Origin of the sequence: Stutzerimonas azotifigens, assembly GCF_013522725.1 — a bacterium.
Lineage (GTDB): Bacteria > Pseudomonadota > Gammaproteobacteria > Pseudomonadales > Pseudomonadaceae > Stutzerimonas > Stutzerimonas azotifigens_A.
The window spans coordinates 254549-272216 of the sequence record NZ_JAAMRF010000006.1 but is presented as its reverse complement, the minus strand read 5'-3'; the positions used below and the strand labels follow the sequence as shown (position 1 = coordinate 272216).

13 protein-coding genes are annotated in these 17668 nt (G+C 68.0%); 4 read left to right on the top strand and 9 right to left on the bottom strand.

Annotated features, from left to right (window positions below; all coding sequences use genetic code 11):
* The first annotated feature begins 282 nt into the window (after positions 1-282).
* From G7026_RS13650 to G7026_RS13635, 4 genes are all read left to right on the top strand, one after another.
* Complete coding sequence (locus G7026_RS13650) at positions 283-1269, top strand: TRAP transporter substrate-binding protein (RefSeq protein WP_181071457.1); 987 nt, start codon at positions 283-285, stop codon at positions 1267-1269.
* Positions 1270-1330: 61 nt separating this feature from the next.
* Positions 1331-1906, top strand: coding sequence for a TRAP transporter small permease (locus G7026_RS13645; RefSeq protein ID WP_181071456.1), 576 nt, complete (start codon positions 1331-1333; stop codon positions 1904-1906).
* 2 nt (positions 1907-1908) lie between these two features.
* Positions 1909-3171 (top strand): TRAP transporter large permease, encoded by a 1263-nt coding sequence (locus tag G7026_RS13640; protein ID WP_181071455.1) that lies wholly within the window; start codon positions 1909-1911, stop codon positions 3169-3171.
* A gap of 61 nt (positions 3172-3232) precedes the next feature.
* The gene (locus tag G7026_RS13635; RefSeq protein ID WP_181071454.1) at positions 3233-3991 is read left to right on the top strand and encodes an SDR family NAD(P)-dependent oxidoreductase; all 759 of its coding nucleotides are present in this window, start codon (positions 3233-3235) and stop codon (positions 3989-3991) included.
* A gap of 328 nt (positions 3992-4319) precedes the next feature.
* Here the strand turns inward: G7026_RS13635 and G7026_RS13630 are convergent, their stop codons facing one another.
* The 9 genes from G7026_RS13630 to G7026_RS13590 all read right to left on the bottom strand — a co-directional run bounded on the left by G7026_RS13630 (position 4320) and on the right by G7026_RS13590 (position 17560).
* Positions 4320-5957, bottom strand: a complete 1638-nt coding sequence (locus tag G7026_RS13630) for a thiamine pyrophosphate-binding protein (RefSeq protein ID WP_181071453.1) — start codon at positions 5955-5957, stop codon at positions 4320-4322.
* Between the two features lie 64 nt (positions 5958-6021).
* Entirely contained in the window at positions 6022-7014 is a 993-nt protein-coding gene (locus G7026_RS13625; protein ID WP_181071452.1) for a TAXI family TRAP transporter solute-binding subunit, read from the bottom strand.
* Between the two features lie 41 nt (positions 7015-7055).
* Positions 7056-9014 (bottom strand): TRAP transporter permease, encoded by a 1959-nt coding sequence (locus G7026_RS13620; protein ID WP_181071451.1) that lies wholly within the window; start codon positions 9012-9014, stop codon positions 7056-7058.
* Between the two features lie 357 nt (positions 9015-9371).
* Positions 9372-10598, bottom strand: a complete 1227-nt coding sequence (locus tag G7026_RS13615) for a benzoate/H(+) symporter BenE family transporter (RefSeq protein ID WP_181071450.1) — start codon at positions 10596-10598, stop codon at positions 9372-9374.
* Positions 10599-10886: 288 nt separating this feature from the next.
* Complete coding sequence (locus G7026_RS13610; protein WP_181071449.1) at positions 10887-11690, bottom strand: enoyl-CoA hydratase/isomerase family protein; 804 nt, start codon at positions 11688-11690, stop codon at positions 10887-10889.
* Between the two features lie 25 nt (positions 11691-11715).
* Positions 11716-13248: an AMP-binding protein gene (locus G7026_RS13605; protein ID WP_181071448.1), complete on the bottom strand. Its 1533-nt coding sequence runs from the start codon at positions 13246-13248 to the stop codon at positions 11716-11718.
* Positions 13241-13777 carry a (2Fe-2S)-binding protein gene (locus tag G7026_RS13600; protein ID WP_181071447.1) on the bottom strand — a complete coding sequence of 179 codons (537 nt, stop codon included), beginning with the start codon at positions 13775-13777 and terminating at the stop codon, positions 13241-13243. Before G7026_RS13600 ends, G7026_RS13605 begins: the two co-directional genes overlap by 8 nt.
* A complete protein-coding gene (locus G7026_RS13595) occupies positions 13761-14588 on the bottom strand; it encodes an FAD binding domain-containing protein (protein WP_181071446.1) in 828 nt (275 codons plus the stop codon). Before G7026_RS13595 ends, G7026_RS13600 begins: the two co-directional genes overlap by 17 nt.
* Entirely contained in the window at positions 14585-17560 is a 2976-nt protein-coding gene (locus G7026_RS13590) for a xanthine dehydrogenase family protein molybdopterin-binding subunit (RefSeq protein WP_181071445.1), read from the bottom strand. The genes G7026_RS13595 and G7026_RS13590 overlap by 4 nt, the downstream gene beginning before the upstream one ends.
* Positions 17561-17668 lie beyond the last annotated feature (108 nt).

Sequence of the window (17668 nt, the reverse complement as noted above, 5' to 3'; positions counted from 1 at the left end):
CGGATGCTCTGCCTGCGCTAGGTTCGTGACCACGCACCTGACGGGCCGGAGCGCGTGCTAGAGCCGTTGCCGGCCCGCCTATAAGAAAAACAAGAGGTTATCCATGGGCGTCGTCTGCACGTTCTCGCATCACCCTTTGCATTCTCCTTCGCTGGATCGATTGACCACCCGTTCGCCGGGTGGAGGGATCGCTCGTCGGCGATGCCGGTAATCACCCTGTGTCAACGGCCGTCGAGGTACCCGCGTTCGGCCGTCCGCTCGATAAAACAAGAAAGGTGAGCCATGAAGAAAACTACAAGACTGCTCTGCGCGCTGGTTTCAACCGCAGCCCTGCTGTTCGGCGCGGCGGCCTCGGCCAAGGACCTGCGCCTGGGGCTGATCGTCCCCGGCACGCACGCCTGGTCGCAGGCGGCGCAGGCCATGGGCGAGGAGCTGAAGGAGCGCTCCGGCGGCAAGTACGGCGTCGTGGTCTTTCCCGCCGGCCAGCTCGGCAGCGAGGCGCGCATGCTGCAACAGCTGCAGACCGGCGCGCTGGACATGGCCTTCATGACCACCGCCGAGGTGGCCAACCGGGTGCCGGATTTCGGTGCGCTGTTCGCCCCCTACCTGGTGCGTGACGTGGTGCAGGCCGGCCAGCTGCTCAACGGGCCGGCCGCTCAGGGGCTGCTCGAACAGCTGCCGGCCAAGGCCGGGGTGGTCGGGCTCGGCTACGGCGTGGCCGGCATGCGCCTGATGCTCAATGCCTTCGCCACCGATTCGGTCGAGGCCGTCAACGGCCGCAAGATTCGCATCACTCCGTTCCCGCCGGTACAGGATTTCTACCGTCTGCTTGGCGCCGCTTCCACGCCAATGCCGGTCACCGACGTCTACGACGCGTTGGCCAACGGCCAGGTCGACGGCGTCGACGCCGACCTCGAGCTGATCTGGAAGCTGCGTCTGTACGAGCGCGGCAAGACCGTGCTGCAGAGCAACCACATGATGTTCCCGGTGATCGGCCTGATGTCCGGGCGGGTCTGGGCGCAGCTGAGCGAGGAGGACCGCGCGCTGATCCGCGAGCTGAGCCGCAAGCACCTCGACAGCCTCACCGCCCACTACGAGAAGGCCGAGGCCGAGACCCAGGCGAGCATCGAGCAAGCCGGGGTCCAGGTGGTGCCGGTGGGCCCCGAGTTCTTCGGCGACAAGCTGCAGCAGTGGGAGGACACCTGGCTGAAGAAGACCCCGGCGCTCGCCGAATTGCGCCGCGAAGCGGCGGGCCTGCAGCGGCAATGAAGCGCGTCCCGCCGGCGCGACGCCCGCGGGGCTCAGATCCGTTCAGTTCGGGGACGTGCATATGATTCGGGCATTGAGTAATGCCATCGGCCGCGGCGAGCGGGTGGCCCTGCGCGCGCTGGTGGTGATCCTGCCGCTGATGATCCTGGTCAACGTGGCCGGCCGGGCGCTGAAGATGCCGATCTTCTGGCTCGACGAGCTGGCGGTGCTGACCATGGTCTGGCTGGCGATGCTGGGCCTTTCGGTGACCCTGCAGACCCGCGAGGCAGTGGCGGTGACCCTGCTCACCGACGTGGTGCCGGAGGGCGCGCGCAAGGCGCTCACCTGCGCCGCCGACCTGGTGGTGCTCGGCTTCGCCGTGGCGCTGCTGGTGCTCTGCTGGCTGTGGTTCGACCCACTGGCGCTGTGGCGCAGCGGCTTCGACGTCGAGGCCTTCGCCGCCGGGTCGTTCAATTACGTCTACCAGGAGCCGACCGCGACGCTCGGCGTCGCCAAGTTCTGGTTCTGGCTGATCCTGCCGCTGGTGGCGCTGACCAGTAGCATTCACGCCCTGGCCAACCTGCTCGACAGCCTGCGGGCGCCGCCGCGCGCGGTGCCCGCAGGCGCGGCGCAGGCCACGTCCGGTTCGGGAGAATAATCATGGTCATCGGACTCTTCGTGGTCATGCTGTTCATCGGCGTGCCGATCGCGCTGGTGCTGGCGGTCAGTGCCATGGTCTACATCCAGGCCAGCGGCAACGGCGTGCTGTTCCTTTCCTACCCGCAGCAGTTCTTCGGCGGGCTGGACAACTACGGGCTGCTGGCCATTCCGTTGTTCATGCTGGTCGGCGAGCTGATGAACGAGGGCGGCATCACACGGCGCCTGGTCGCCTTCGCCTCGGTATTCCTCGGTTCGGTCCGCGGCGGCCTGGCCTACATCAACATCCTCGCCAACATGATGCTGGCCTCGATCGTCGGCTCGGCCAACGCCCAGGTGGCGGTAATGGCGCAGGTCATGGTCCCGGAGATGCAGCAGAAGGGTTACGACCGCAACTTCGCCACTGCCACCACCGCGGCCGGCGCGCTGCTGGCGCCGGTGATCCCCCCGTCGATGCTGTTCGTGATTTTCGGCGTGCTGGCGCAGATATCCATCGGCGACCTGTTCATCGCCGGCATCGTCCCGGGATTGCTGATGGCCGGAGGGTTCATCCTGGTCATCGCGCTGCTCGGGTTCTTCTACCAGTACCCGCCGAACGAGCGTCTGAGCCGCGCGCAGATGCTGCGCAACGTGATCGGCAGCTTGCCGTCGCTGAGCGTGCCGGCGGTGATGATCGGCAGCATCGTCGGCGGCATCGCCACCCCGACCGAGGCGGCCGCGGTGGGCGCAGCCATGGCGGTGCTGGTGGGGCGCTTCGCCCACGGCGAGATGAAGTTCGAGCGGATGGGCGACATGCTCCTGCGGGTGGGCATCAACAGTGGCGTGGTGCTGGCCCTGGTGGCGGCGGCCGCGGTGTTCGGCTGGGTGATCGTCTATGAGCAGGTTCCGCAGCAGCTCGGTGCCCTGATGCAGAGCATGACCACCGACCCCTTCATCTACATGCTGCTGCTGATCGCGCTGCTGTTGGCGGTCGGCATGGTCATCGATGGCATCGCCGCGCTGATCCTGCTGGTGCCCATCGTGCTGCCGGTGGCGCAGTCGGTCTACGGCATCAACCCTTATCACCTCGGCGTGATCATGTGCATCAACCTCACGCTCGGCCTGCTCACCCCGCCGGTGGGCGCGGCGCTTTACGTCGCGTCCCGCGTCACCGGCTGCCGGCCGGGCGACATCATGCGACCGCTGTTGCCGTTCCTGCTCGTCACCCTGCTGGTGATGGTGCTGATCGCCTGGCAACCGGGGCTGGTGACCGCGTTCATTTCCTGACCTGCTCAAGGTCGCAACGCCTACCCCCGGCCGCGCAGCCGGGTTCGACTGGAGACTCTCTATGAATCGGATGAAAGACAAGGTGGTGATCATCACCGGCGCGGCCCAGGGTATCGGTGCGACCTACGCCCGAGCGATGGCGGCGGAAGGTGCCTGCGTAGTGGTCGCCGACGTACTGGACGGCGCGACGCTGCTCGAAGAGTTGAAAGGCATGGGCAGCCATGCGATCGCGCTGAAGACCGACGTCTCCGACGAGACGTCGGCGGCAACCATGGCCGCGGTAACGATGGAGCACTTCGGGCGGATCGACGTGCTGGTGAACAACGCCGCCATCTACGCCTCGCTGAAGATGAGACCGTTCGAGGAAATCGACCTCGGTGAGTGGGACAGGGTCATGGCGGTCAACGTGCGTGGCCCCTTCGTCTGCACACGGGCGGTGGCGCCTTACATGAAGGCGCAGGGCTCAGGGAGGATCATCAATATCTCGTCCGGTACGCCGTTCAAAGGCACTCCGGGGCTGCTGCACTACGTCACCTCCAAGGGCGCGGTCCTGGCGCTGACCCGCGCGCTGGCCCGTGAGCTGGGTGACCACGGCATCGCGGTGAACACCCTGGCGCCGGGGCTGGTGCTGAGCGAGGGGGTGGTGGCCAACGCCGAGATGCGCGAGCGCCTGACCGCGCCGGTGATCGCCAGTCGGGCGATCAAGCGCGACCAGGTGCCGGACGACCTGGTCGGCCCGCTGTTGTTCCTCGCCTCCGACGACAGCGCCTTCATGACCGGTGAGACGGTGGTGGTGGATGGTGGGTCGGTGATGCATTGAGTCGCAGGTGCGGTCATCGTGGCGATCGCCGGGGTACTGGCGCACGATGCACCCTGTGCGGCTCATGTACGGCCCGCAGGGGTCCATGCCTTCCGGACCGTCCCATCGGGTGGGGATGGCCTCGGGTATCGGGGTGATCTTGGTCGCCTGGCTCGCGTGCCGCTCCATGATCGGAGCAGCCACACCGGCCTGGAGTGAAGCCAAGCAGGGCGGCTCTCTGCTTCAGACCGCCGTCACGCCCACCCTGATCGCACGAGCGCGCCTACGGGGGCGGGGCGATGCCGCTTGGTGGGAACCCTGATGGTGCGCATGGCGCCTTCCGCGTCGGTCAGGGCCGCAGGATCGCCGGATCGATCACCACTTCGATGAGGAACGGGCTGTCAGCCGCCAGGGCCTGCTCGAAGGCCTCGGCGAACTGTTCGGTGCGTTCCACCCGTGCGGCGCCGGCGCCGTAGGCATGGGCCAGGGCGACCATGTCCGGATTGACCAGGTCGGTGCCGTAGCGGCGGCCGGGGTAGTGCTTGTCCTGGTGCATGCGGATCGAGCCGTAGGAGCCGTTGTTGACCACCACGACGATGACGTTGGCGCCGTACTGCACGGCGGTGGCCAGTTCCTGGCAGGTCATCTGGAAGCAGCCGTCGCCGGCGAAGCACACCGCCGGCCGCCCGGGCTGGGCGAGCTTGGCGGCGATCGCCGCGGGCAGGCCGTAGCCCATTGAGCCGGAGGTCGGTGCCAATTGGCTGCCCCAGCCGCGGTAGGGGTAGAAGCGGTGGACCCAGAGCGTGTAGTTGCCGGCGCCGTTGCTGATCACCGCGTCGTCCGGCAGGCGGCGGCCGAGCCAGGCGACGATCTCGCCAAGCTGCAGCGGGCCAGGCAGTTCGGTCGGCTGCTGCCAGGCCTGGCAGGTTTCGCGGGCCCGCGCCAGCCATTCCTGGCGTTCGCCGGGCAGGATCGACGGCTTCGGCAGCGCGACGGCAGCCTCGGCGAAGTTCGCCACCGAAGCGCACAGGGCCAGGTCCGGCAGGTACACGCGACCGGGCTCCTGCGGGTCCGGATGGATGTGCACCAGCCGCTGGCGCGGTTGCGGCGCCTCGACCAATTCGTAATGGCGGGTAGTGATGTCTCCCAGGCGAGTGCCGATCGCGATCAGCAGGTCGGCTTCCTTGATCATCGCGGCGAGCCCGGGGTTCATCCCTAGGCCGGCGTCGCCGGCGTAGTTCGGGTGGCCGTTGTCGAAGCGGTCCTGCCGGCGGAAGGCGGTAGCCACCGGCAGGCACTGGGCTTCGGCGAAGGCTTGCAGCTTGGTGCGGCACTCGGCGCTCCAGTCGGAGCCGCCGAAGATCGCCAGCGGCCGTTGGGCCTCGGCCAGCAACTGATGCAGGCGCTCCAGCGCCGGCGGTGCCGGATAGCCTTGGTTGATCGCCGCCGGGCCCAGTTCGACCGGCTCGACACGTTCGTACAGCATGTCCTCCGGCAGCCCGAGCACCACCGGGCCCTGGCGTCCGGAGCGGGCGGTGGTGAAGGCGCGGGAGAGGTATTCGGGCAGGCGCGTGGCGTCCTGGATGTCGGTGGCCCACTTGGCCACCGAGCCGAACAGCGCGCCGACATCGACTTCCTGCCAGGCCTCGCGCTCGCGCATGGCGCGCGGCACCTGGCCGACGAACACCAGCAGCGGCGTCGAGTCCTGCGCCGCCACGTGCAGACCGGCCAGCGCGTTGGCGCTGCCGGGGCCGCGGGTGACGAAGCAGACGCCCGGGCGTCCGGTAGTCTTGGCGTAGGCCTCGGCCATCATCGATGCGCCGCCTTCCTGGCGGCACACCACCAAGGCGATGTCGGGGGCGTCGTGCAGCGCGTCGAGCACGGGCAGGAAGCTCTCGCCGGGGACGGTGAAGACCCGGTCCACGCCGTTGCGCCTGAGCAGTTCGACGATGGCCTGTCCGCCATCGGGTCGGTTGTCGGCTGTCATCTGTTCCTCGCTGAGTTCGGCGAAAAAGCCGCGCGGCACCGTATGGCCGCGCGGCAAGGGGGCATTACTTGATCAGTCCCACTTCACGGTAGTACTTCTCGGCGCCCGGGTGCAGCGGAGCGGAGAGGTTGGCCGGATCCACCGAGCCCTCGGCGGTCCAGCCCTTCATCGAGCCGAACGAGCGCTGCAGCGACTCGCGGCCTTCCATGACCGCCTTGGTGATGGCGTAGGCCTCGTCCTCGGCGAGCTGGTCGTTGGCATACAGGGAGGTGGCGAAGCCGACGCCTTGGACCGGCTTGTCCTGCATCTCGAACATGCCGGCCGGCATGGTGGCGCGGACGAAGCCGAACTTCTCCAGGTGGCCGACGGCCTCGTCGCTAAGGTCGAGGAAGCGTTGTCCGGGGGTGATCGACAGTTGCGCGGTGTTCGGGTGGCCGGCGGTGGTGATGCCGATGATCATGTCGATCTGGCGGTCGCCGAACTGGTCCTGCAGGATGCTCAGGCTCGACTTGCTGATGCTGCCGCCGAAGGATTCGATCGCCTCGTAGCTTAGGCCGTTGGCCTCGAGGATCAGCTTGGCGATGTATTCGTTGAGGCTGCCCTGCGGGCCAGTGCCGATGCGCACCGCCAGCTTCTTCTCACGGATGTCGGCGAGCGACTGGATCGGACTGTCGTTCTGCACGGTGATGCGCTGGTAGTACTGGTCTAGGCCGCCCACCAGGCCGCGAACGTTCTCTATCTTTTTCTTGAACGGGCCGAACGGCTGCCGGGCCCAGGCGGCCACCGGCGGAAAAATCAGGCCGATGTCGGCGCGCCGGGCGGCCAGCAGCTGGGTGTTGGCGATGGCCATGGGCGTCCCCTGGATGTCCACCGTTGAACCGGCCGGCAGACGTTCGAGCATCTCGCCACGCAGGGCGCCGGCATAGGCGTACCAGGTGGTGCCGGTCGGCCCGGCGGCGAACTTGACCTTCACCGGGTCGGCGGCGAGAGCGCTGCCACACAATCCGATGGCTCCCAGCAGCGCGATCGCTGCATGTTTCTTAAGTGCCTTGATCATCTTCTTGTTCTCCTTGGTTGAATTCGGCAGGCGGACGGCCATCAGGCGCCCGACCTTCCCAGCACGCAGTTGCCCTGTGTGGCCCTGGCCTTGCGGTTCTGCCAGGCCCAGACCGCGCAGAACAGCACCAGACCGCCTATCGAGGCTTTGATGACCGGCGCGATCAACAGCGCCGCGGCGACGAACAGCAGCGCCGATTCGAGCAGTGAGTTGCGGGCACGCAGGTAGCCCGCCACGCAAGCGGCCAGTGCGTAGCAACCGATCACTGCGGTAACCACCGCCGGAACGATTGCCTGCCAGTCGCCCTGCAACAGCAGCGCGGGGCTGAAGACGAACGCGAAGGCGACAAGGAAGCCGGCCAGGCTGTAGCGGAACGCCACCCAGCCGGTTTTCCACACGTTGGCCTTGGCGATGCCGCCGGCGACGAAGGCGGCCAGCGCCACCGGCGGCGTGACCATCGACAGGGCGGCGAAATAGAGCACGAAGAAGTGCGCCGACAGGGCCGGCACGCCCAGCTTGTCCAGCGCCGGGATGGCGAGGATGGCGCCCATGATGTAGGCCGCGGTGGTGGGCATGCCCATGCCCATCACGATGACCATGAACATCACCAGCAGCAGCGCCGGGATCAGCATGCCGCCGGACAGCGCGGCGACGAAGGTGCCGAACGTCAGGCCGAGGTTGGTGACCGAGGCGATGCCGACCACGATGCCGGCACCGGCGCAGGGGATCGCCACGGCGATGGCGCCACGCGCTCCGGAATCCAGCGCCTGCAGCGAATCGCTGAGGACCGAGCCGGCGGCTTTCAATACGCCGTTGCCGCCTTCGGCGCGAAAGCCTTCCCACGCGCGGGTGCAGAGGCCGAACACCAGGGTGATCCAGATCGCCTGCAGGGTCGCCGAGCTCAGCGCGCGGCCGGCCATGATCTGGTACACCAGCACGAACACCGGGATCAGCAGGTACAGGCGCTTGAGCACGCTGTTCCAGTTCGTACCCAGTTCCGAGCGCTTCAGCCCGGCCAGGCCCTTGCGGCGCGCCAGCAGATCGACCACGAAGTACAGCGCGATGTAGAACAGCAGCGCCGGAATCAGCGCGGCGATCGCCACCTCCGCATAGGGGATGCCCATGAACTGCGCGATCAGGAAGGCCGCGGCGCCCATCACCGGCGGCATGATCTGCCCGCCGGTGGAGGAGGTCGCCTCGACCGCGGCTGCTTCCTCGGCGCTCATGCCGGACTTCTTCATCGCCGGGATGGTGAACATGCCCATCACCGCGGCGTTGGCCGTGGCGCTGCCGCTGACCGAACCGAACAGCGTGGAAGAGACGATCGAGACCTTGGCCATGCCGCCGCGAAAGCGGCCCACCAGCAGCACCGACAGGTCCATGAACAGCTGGCCGCCGCCGAACAGCTGGAGGAAGGCGCCGAACAGCAGGAAGTAGAAGACCTGGTTGTAGGACACGATGCTGGGGATGCCGAACACGCCCTCGTTCTGCATCGTCTGCATGTCCAGGAAGGTCTCGAAGAACAGCCGGCTCGGCTCGCCATCGTGGCCAATAAGCCCCAGCATTGGAATGTCGCGCAGTTGCGGGCCGATGAACTGGTAGGTGAGGAACACCAGGATCACCACCGTCAGGCCCATGCCCAGCGCCCGGCGCACGGACTCGATCACCAGCAGGATGACCGCGACACCGACCACCATGTCCAGGGTGGTGAGCGGGTCGACCATGGCGATGCGCATGTTCAGCATCTCGCCGCTGCGCAGGTAGTGCAGCGCGATGGCGACCGCCACGGCGGCGAGCAGGTAGTCCGAAAGGCGCGCCACGGTGAAGCGACCGACGTCGCCCTTGCGCAGCGGATGGGTGATGAAGGTCAGCACGACGCCGAACATGATGTGGATCGGCACCGCGACGATCAGGTCCAGCGGCGTGCCGTAGACCATGTAGATCTGGAAGGCCGCCCAGCAGAGCGCGACGATCGAGGCGGGGTTGGCGAGATTTTTCATGATTGTCTGCCGTATCGGGTGATGACCGGGGCCGGAGGCGCGAAGCTGCAATGCACGGGGACCGTGCAGGTCGTAGCTGTCAGGCGTCTTCGGCGGGGCGGGTGCGCGCGCGTGCGGATGGCGCATGTGGGCGCGGAGGTCTTACCGGCGGAGCGATGGCTGCAGGACGGGGGGGCAACCCACGAAGAAGATGGGTAGGCATGGCGGTTCACCGTTGTTGTTTTTGTCGGTAGTTTGCCGGTCCGGTGGATGTTTCCGGACCGGGTGCTTCGGCTTCATCTTATGTGGCTGCCGGAGCACCTGGCCATTAACGAATTTTGATACGCGCCATCAGGCGCAGCTCTAGCTGAAAACGCGCTAGCGCTTGATCTCGCCGAGCAGCCAGGACACCGCGACGCCGAACAACAGCGCCCAGAACGGCGAGCTGATGCCCAGCAGGGTGAACTGGCTCATCGCGACCGCCAGCGCCACGAAGGCGCCGATCTGGCAGGCGCCGCCCTTCTGGAACGCCTGCTGCAGCGAGCCGAGCAGCACGCCGATCATCGCCAGCCCGGCGATCACCACGATCAGCGCCTTGGGAAACGCCAGGATGAAGGGCACCGCCAGCCCGGCGAACAGGCCGAACAGGGCGAACAGCACGCCGTTGACCAGCGCCGCGCCGTAGCGCAGCCGCGGATCGTCGCCGGCCTGCTCCGACGAGCAGATGGCCGTCATAGGTCCGGCGATGTTGGCGTTGTGGCCACCCAGCAGACCTGCCAGCGCACCGCCGATGCCGCTGATGATGGTCATCGCGTTGATCGGCGGGCGATACCCTTCGGCCATCAGCACGCCGGTGGCCTGGGCGTTCTCGGCGCCGATCACCAGCGCCGTGAGCGGGATGGTGATGGCCAGGAAGGCGTCGAGGGAAAAGGTGGGCGCCGTGAGGGTCGGCATCACCCAGGCGATGTTCACGTTGGCCGGCTGCAACTGTCCGAAGGCGAAGGCCATCGCCAGCCCGACGACGCCAGCGACCAGTACCGGCGGTACCGAGCGCGAGAAGCGGGTGACCAGAAAGAAACTCAGCGCGGCGGCACCGGCGATCAGCGGCGCGCTGACGATGGCGTCCACCGAACCGGTGGCGAAGCGGATCATCGCCCCGGCGATCATCGCCATCACGATCGGCATCGGCAGCCAGCGCATCAGCCGGCCGATCAGCCCGGTGATACCGAGCACGAAGACCAGCACGCCGCTCATGATGAAGGCGCCGACCGCGTCGCTGAACGGGATGACGGTGAGCGACGCCGACAGGATCGCGGCGCCGGGAATGGTATAGGCACCGCAGATCGGCTGTCGGTAGCGCAACGCCAGGAACAGGCTGATGAGCCCGCCGAGGACGTAGATAGCGAACAACCAGGCCACCGTCTGGGCGTTGCTCAGGCGGCCGGCCTCGGCGGCATTGATCACCACCAGCGCCGGGCCGGTGCAGCCGAACAGGGCGGCGACCACCCCGGCGCTGATGGACTTGGAGTTGAGTGCACGGCGCAGCGAGGGCTCGCCGGCGGCAGGCGGGATGTCGACTGCCGGATGGGACAGGTTCTGGGTCATGGCAACGCCTTCGCTTGTTGTTGTTTGCGTCCGGTCGTTCGCCGAGTGCCGCCCCGTGGTGGGCGGCACGCGTGCAGGGTGTGGCTCAGAACTTGTTCACGATCTGCTGCGCGTCGGCGCTGCTGCGTTAAAAACAAGCTGGTGCGCCAGCCCGGTCTGGCGCGACCCGGTCGGAATGCTCATTTACAACTCGTAAAGTCGCCCGCGACTCCGACCGTTCCTCGCTTGTTTTGCCTTGCATCGCTCTAGCTCGCGAGACCGTGAACAGGCTCTCAGGTGCCGCGCAACTCACTCCCCACGGAAGACGGCGGGTCGCTTGCCGTGGAACGCCTCGACCCCTTCCTTGAAGTCCGCCGAGCTGCGCAGGCGGCTGTAGCAGTGGCCTTCCATCTCGATGGCCACTTTCAGCGGCGCGTCCTCGTTGTCGTTGATCAGCTTCTTCGCGGTGCGCTGGGCCAGCGGCGAGAAGCGGCGCAGTTCGTCCACCAGCGCGTCCACCGTGCTTTCCAGCTCGGCATCCGGCACGCATTCGGTGACGAAGCCCCAGTCGTAGGCCTGCTGGCCGGTGACGCGCTTGGCGCGCATGACCATGTGCTTGGTGCGGGCTATGCCGATCATCTTCTGCAGGCGCGCCGAGCCGCCGGAGCCAGGGATCTGCCCGAGGTTCTGCTCCGGCAGCGCGTAGCGCGTGGTTTCCGAGGCGATGCGGAAATCGCAGGCCAGCGACAGCTCGAAGCCGACGCCGAAGGTGTAGCCGCGGTTGGCGGAGATCACCGGCTTGGTGCAGCGCTCGGGCGCGGCCACGTTCCAGGCCAGTTTGGAGACGTGTTCCGGCGAAGCCTCAAGGAAGCCCTTGATGTCGCCGCCGCTGGAGAAGTGCTCGCCCTGGGCGCGCAGCACGATCACGCGCACGCCGGGGTGTGCGTCCAGCGCCTCGAACACCTGGCGCAGCGTTTCGCGCTGGCTCATGGCGATGACGTTGTACGGCGGGCGGCCGAGAATGATGTCGGCGCGCTCGCGGGCGGTGTCGACCTCGACGGTGAAACCGTCGAATTCGTTGTCCAGAAACTGCTCGGGCGTAGTGGTGTTCATGGTCTTTCCTCTTGTTGATCGGGGGTCAGCTGGCGGCCTTGAGCTCGCCGCCGTACTGGGCCACCAGCACGCGGCGCAGGATCTTGCCGACCGGGGATTTGGGAATCTGCTCGATGAACTCGTAGCGGCGCGGGCGCTTGAAGCGGGCGAGGCCCGAGGCGACGCAGTGGGCGTCGAGTTCCTCTTCGCTGACCGGATAGCGCAGCTTGATGAAGGCGGCGATCAACTTGCCCCATTGTTCGTCGGGCAGGCCGACCACGGCGATTTCCTCGACCGCGGGATGTAGCGACAGGGCGTTCTCGATCTCCGCCGGGCTGACGTTCTCGCCACCGGTGATGATCAGGTCGTCGACCCGTCCGGTGACGAACAGGTCGCCGTCCTCATCGAAATAACCGGTGTCGGAGGTGAAGTACCAGCCTTCGCGCAGCGACTTGGCGTCGGCGTCGGGGCGCTTCCAATAGCCCTCGAAGGCCTCGTCGCTGGCCAGGTCGGCGATGATCTGGCCTTCCTCGTTGGGCTTGGCGATCTGTGACGGAGACTGGGCGTCGAGGCTGACCACGCGAATCCGCTGGTTCAGCGCGCAGCGGCCGGAGGAGCCGGGCTTGCGGGCGGCGCTCTGGTCGATGGTGAAGGTGTAGATCTCCGAGCTGCCGTAGTGGTTGACGAACAGCTCGGGGCGGAAGGCCGCTTCAACCCGGCGCATCAGGCCGTCGCTCATGGGCGCGCCGGCGAAGCCGATCTTGCGCACGCTGGCGACCCGCTCGGGGCTGAACGCCGGGTGCTCGATGAGCATGTGGTAGAGCGTTGGCACCAGGTAGAGGTTGCTGATCTTTTCGCGCTCGATGGCATCCAGCGTGGCCTCGACGTCGAACTTCGGCACGCAGACGAAGTGCCCGTCGATCAGCGTCATCGACAGCAGCGAGCGCACGCCCATGGTGTGGTACAGCGGCATCACGCCGAGGGTGCACTCCTCGTGGCCGTAGAGGTTCTGCGCCACGTGCGCCACCGCCGCCGCGCGCTCGGCGCGATGCCGGCGCGGCACGCCCTTGGGCCGGCTGGTGGTGCCGGAGGTGTAGAGCATCAGCGACCAGTCCTCGGGGCCGGCGCGCAGGATGGTTTCGCCCGGTGCTTCAGCGCACAGCTGTTCGAAGCTCAGCGCGCCTTCGGCGGACGAGTCGCCGACGCTGACGCAGGGCACCTGCAGTCGGCCGCAGGCATTCACCGCCTCGGCGGAGGAATCGTCGTGCACCAGCGCGCGAGCGTCGGCATCGGCCAGGCACCAGTTCAGGTCGTCGGTGGTGCAGCGCCAGTTCAGCGGGGTCATGACGATGCCGCTGAACTGGCAGGCCCAGTGCAGCGTCGCCATCTGCCAGCGGTTCTGCATCACCGCCACCAGGTGGTCGCCCTTGCCGAGGCCGAGGCGTTCGAGCCCGTGGGCGGCGCGCTGGATGTCGGCGAACCATTGCTCGTAGGTCTTCTTCAGCGCACCGTCGCTGATCGCCACCGCCCCGGGGCGGCGTTCGACCGCGGCGAGAAAGCTGCGTCCTAAATCAAACATGGGTGTTCTCCAAGGCTTCTTGTTGTTGTGGGGCTTGCTGTTGGGCGCCGCGCTGGCGCGCCACTTCGAGCACCGCCTGGACCATGCCGGTGTATCCAGTGCAGCGGCACAGGTGGCCGGACAGCATGTCGCGCACCTGGGCCTCGTCGGGCTCGGGCACGCGCTCGAGGAATTCCACGCAAGACATCAGGATGCCGCTGGTGCAGAAGCCGCACTGCAGCGCGTGATGGCGGCTGAAGGCCTGCTGCAGGTCGTTCATCACATCGTCGCGGGCCAGCGATTCGACGGTGTCGATGCGCCGTTCGTGGGCTTGCACCGCGAGCATCAGGCACGAGCGCGAGGCGACGCCGTCCACCAGCACCGTGCAGGCGCCGCAGACGCCGTGCTCGCAACCGACGTGCACGCCGGTTGCGCCGAGCTCGTAGCGAAGGAAGTCGCACAGCTGCATGCGCGGCTCGGCATGCCCCTGGCGCGTGCGTCCGTTGAGTTGCAGGCGGATGGGAAAACGTTGGTCAGCTGGCGCGCGCATGGTCCTGTTCCTCGATCAGTTGCCGGCCGAGCTCGCGCACCAGGTGACGCCGGTACGCCGCGCTGGCGTGTACGTCGTCCTGCGCGCCGAGCGACCAGGCGAAAGCGTTGAGTGCCTCGGGCAGTTCCGCACCGCGTGGCAGGCGGCGCAGTACCGGACGGTCGGAGACGCCGCCGATGCCGAGCTCGACCGCGTCGTCGCGGATGCAGGCGGCCAGCGCCACCAGGGCGAAGTCGCCGTGGCGCATGGCCACTTCGCGGAAGCGGTAGCGCACCGCCGGATCGGCCAGCGGGAAATGCACCTCGCTGACCAGCTCGTCCGGGCGCCGGGCGGTGGTCAGCACGCCCTGGAAGAACTCCGCCGCCGGCACTTCCCGGCGCTTACCCTTGAGCGACTCGAGCACCACGCGCCCACCCAGGGTGACCAGGCACAGGGGGATCTCGGCGCTGGGGTCGGCGTGCGCCACCGAGCCGCACACGGTGCCGCGGTTGCGCGTTTGGAAGTGGCCGATCCAGGGCAGCGCGCGGGCCAGCAGCGGCACCTCGTCGGCCAGGCTGGCGCGGTCCATCAGCTCGACCTGGCGCACGGCTGCGCCGACGAGCAGATGGCCGCGCTCGACGTTGAGGTCGTGCAGGTCCCCGGCATGGTTGATGTCGACCAGCACCTTCGGCTGTGCCAGGCGCATGTTCAGCACCGCCATCAGCGACTGGCCGCCGGCGATGATGCGGGCCTGCTCGCCGTGCTCGGCGAGGATTTCCAGCGCCTCGCGCTTGCTGGCGACGCGGACGTAATCGAATGCGGCCGGTTTCATCGCGCACCTCCCTTGCCAAACAGGCCGAGCAGGCGTTGCCACACACCGCTGCGCACCGGCGCGCCGGTCAGGCGCTGCGCCAGGCGGGTGAAAATCTGCCCGATGATCACTTTCGAGGCGCTTTGCAGCATGCGCCCGCCGACCGCGGCGACCTTGCCGCTGACAGCGGCGTCGTAGGCGTATTCGAGGCGGGTGTGGCCGTTTTCCAGCTCGACGAAGCGCACCCGCGCGCTGCCGGTGGCCGAGCCCATCGGGCTGTTGCCGGAGCCGGACAGCTTCAGCGAATGTGGCGGGTCGAGGTCGGTCAGGCCGACCCGGGCGGCGAAGCGCGCGCGGATCATGCCGACCCCCACGGTGACGTCGGCGCGGTAGTGGTTCTCGCTTTCCAGCTCCAGCGCATGGCAGCCGGGGATGATCGCCTTCAGCGTTTCCGGATCGAGCAGGGCGTCGTACACCTGTTGCGGCGAGGCGGGGATCTCCACCGAGCCCTCGGCCTGCAGGCTGGAGCCGCCGGCCACCCTGGGCGCGTCGAGCACCATGCCCTCGGGCGCCGGCGGCTCGTCGATGCCGATCATCGTGCGCACCCGGGACGGCGTCAGCGGCAGGCGGATGTCCGAGCGGCCGAGGGCGTCGGCCACGGCGTTGGCGATGCACACCGGGGTGCTCATGTTGTTGCCTTCGCCGACGCCCTTGGCGCCCAGCGGGGTGAACGGGGAGGGGGTCTCCATGTGCAGGATCACCGGCTCCACCGCTTCCGGCGCGGTCGGCACCAGGTAGTCGGCGAAGGTGCCGGAGAGGAAGCTGCCGTCGTTGGCGTAGGCGAATTCCTCCATCAGCGCCACGCCCAGGGCCTGGGTGAAGCCGCCGCGGATCTGACCGTCGACCAGCATCGGGTTGAGGATGCGTCCGGCGTCGTGGCAGGTGACGTAGCGGTCGATGTGCACCTCACCGGTGACCCGGTCGATCTCCACGGCGCAGATATCGAAGATGAAGCCGTAGCACAGCGAGCTGTTGATGCAGTCCTCGTCGCTCGGCGCGGTCAGCTGCGGTGGGCTCCAGAAGGCGGTCTCGCGCAGACCGCCGAGCTCTCCTTCGGGCAGCAGGCCGGGCGACCAGTGGGTGGCGCCGGCGATGCGGTGGAACGGCTGGCTCGGCCCGCCCTCGACGAACACCTTTCCGCCGGCGAAGCGCACGTCCTCGGCCGGGACCTCCCACATGGCGGCGGCGATGCCGGCCATGCGCTCGCGGATGCGCATCGCGGCGTTGTAGACCGAGCCGGCGACGGCGCCGGCAAAACGACTGGAATAGTTGCCCGAGGCGATCGACCAGGCGTCCTTGCCGGTGTCCAGCTCGACGTTGGCGCTGATGCCGTCGAGCGCCACGCCGAGCACCTCGGCGACGATCTGCGCCACCACCGTCTGGTGGCCCTGGCCCTGCGGCGTGGAGGAGACATGCACCGAGACGTCGCCGAGCGGGCCGACGCTGACGGTGGCGGTACTCACCGCGCCGTTCTTCGGTCCGGCCTTGCGCCGCTCCTCGGGCGTCATCGCGGTGGTGATGTAGCCCATGTTGGAAATCGACGGCTCTACCGCCGCGGTGTAGCCGATGCCGTAGATCCGTCCCTCGGCGCGCGCCTGCTCGCGGCGGCGCAGCAGCTCGTCGAGCCCGCCGTCGCGCACCGCCAGTTCGATCGCCGCCGGGTAGTCGCCGGAATCGAGCAGCGCGCCGGCGGCGGCGCGGTAGGGGAAGGCGCCGGCCGGGACCAGGTTGCGGCGGATCACCTCGAGCGGATCCAGGTCCAGCTCGACGGCGACCTGGTGCATCAGTCGCTCCAGGGCGAAGTACACCTGGCCGCCGCCGAAGCCGCGGTTCAGGCCGCTCGGCACCTTGTTGGTCAGCACCACGCGGTTGCGCACCAGCAGGTTGCGGATCGCGTAGGCGCCGGTGAGGTTGCCGTGCATGCGGTAGAAGGTGGCCGGCTCGGGAGCGCGAAGGTAGCCGCCGCAGTCGTCGATCTGGTCGTATTTCAGCGCCAGCACGCGGCCGTCGGCTTCCACCGCCGCCTCGATCTCGCAGACCCGGTTGGTCGCGCTGGAAGAGGCCTGCAGATGCTCGAGGCGGTCCTCGACCCACTTCACCGGGGCGCCGACCTTCCGCGCCGCCAGGCCCATGAGCACGATGTAGGGGAACACGCCCTGCTTGATGCCGAAGCTGCCACCCGAATCCGGCGGGGTGCGCAGGCGCAGGCGGTTGCCAGGCACGTTCAGCGCCCGCGACATGACCGAATGCAGGGCGTAGGGGCCCTGGAAGTTGGAAAGCACCTCGTAGGTGCCGGTGGCCGGCTGGTACTGGCCGAGCACCACGTAGCACTCGATCGGGGTGCAGGAGTTGCGCGGGTAGTGGACCTTGATCGCCACCCGCCGCGCGGCCTTGGCGAAGGCCTCCTCGGGCTCGCCGTAGCGGAAGTGCCGCTCGTTGACCACGTTGCTGCCGACCGCCTCGTGCAGCACCGGCGCGTCCTCGGCGGTGGCCGCTTCCGGATCGACGATCACCGGCAGCGGCTCGTATTCCACCTTCACCGCGTCCAGCGCGTCCTCGGCCAGGTAGCGGTCGTCGGCGATCACCACGCAGACCGGCTCGCCGACGTAGCGGACCTTGTCCACCGCCAGGCACCAGTGCTCCATCGGCGCGCGCACGCCGACCGGGAAGGGATTGGCCCAGCGCTTGACGTCCTCGCCGGTGAGCACGCCGTGCACCCCGGGCATGGTCAGGGCGGCGGACGCGTCGACGGACAGCACGCGAGCATGCGCATGGGGCGAGCGGACGATGGCGGCATGCAGGGTGCCGGGCGGCGTGGCCACGTCGTCGGCGTAGCGGCCGAGCCCGCGCAGCAGGGCGGCGTCCTCGACGCGGGCCTGGCGACGCCCGATATGGCCGGTAGCGGCCTCGGCAGTGCTCTGATGCATGTTCATTTTGTGAACTCTTGTTTTTGTGCATGAGGCGATGTCCCCGATTCTCTGCATTCGCCTGGCGCGCCGCCTTGCCCCGGACTACGAGGTTCTGCGCTGGAGTCGGGAAAT

Coding starts and splice junctions, on each gene's coding strand:
- G7026_RS13605 (WP_181071448.1), bottom strand. CDS start 13,248: ATGTTTGATTTAGGACGCAGCTTTCTCGCCGCGGTCGAACGCCGCCCC.
- G7026_RS13595 (WP_181071446.1), bottom strand. CDS start 14,588: ATGAAACCGGCCGCATTCGATTACGTCCGCGTCGCCAGCAAGCGCGAG.
- G7026_RS13640 (WP_181071455.1), top strand. CDS start 1,909: ATGGTCATCGGACTCTTCGTGGTCATGCTGTTCATCGGCGTGCCGATC.
- G7026_RS13650 (WP_181071457.1), top strand. CDS start 283: ATGAAGAAAACTACAAGACTGCTCTGCGCGCTGGTTTCAACCGCAGCC.
- G7026_RS13625 (WP_181071452.1), bottom strand. CDS start 7,014: ATGATCAAGGCACTTAAGAAACATGCAGCGATCGCGCTGCTGGGAGCC.
- G7026_RS13645 (WP_181071456.1), top strand. CDS start 1,331: ATGATTCGGGCATTGAGTAATGCCATCGGCCGCGGCGAGCGGGTGGCC.
- G7026_RS13615 (WP_181071450.1), bottom strand. CDS start 10,598: ATGACCCAGAACCTGTCCCATCCGGCAGTCGACATCCCGCCTGCCGCC.
- G7026_RS13600 (WP_181071447.1), bottom strand. CDS start 13,777: ATGCGCGCGCCAGCTGACCAACGTTTTCCCATCCGCCTGCAACTCAAC.
- G7026_RS13610 (WP_181071449.1), bottom strand. CDS start 11,690: ATGAACACCACTACGCCCGAGCAGTTTCTGGACAACGAATTCGACGGT.
- G7026_RS13635 (WP_181071454.1), top strand. CDS start 3,233: ATGAATCGGATGAAAGACAAGGTGGTGATCATCACCGGCGCGGCCCAG.
- G7026_RS13590 (WP_181071445.1), bottom strand. CDS start 17,560: ATGAACATGCATCAGAGCACTGCCGAGGCCGCTACCGGCCATATCGGG.
- G7026_RS13630 (WP_181071453.1), bottom strand. CDS start 5,957: ATGACAGCCGACAACCGACCCGATGGCGGACAGGCCATCGTCGAACTG.
- G7026_RS13620 (WP_181071451.1), bottom strand. CDS start 9,014: ATGAAAAATCTCGCCAACCCCGCCTCGATCGTCGCGCTCTGCTGGGCG.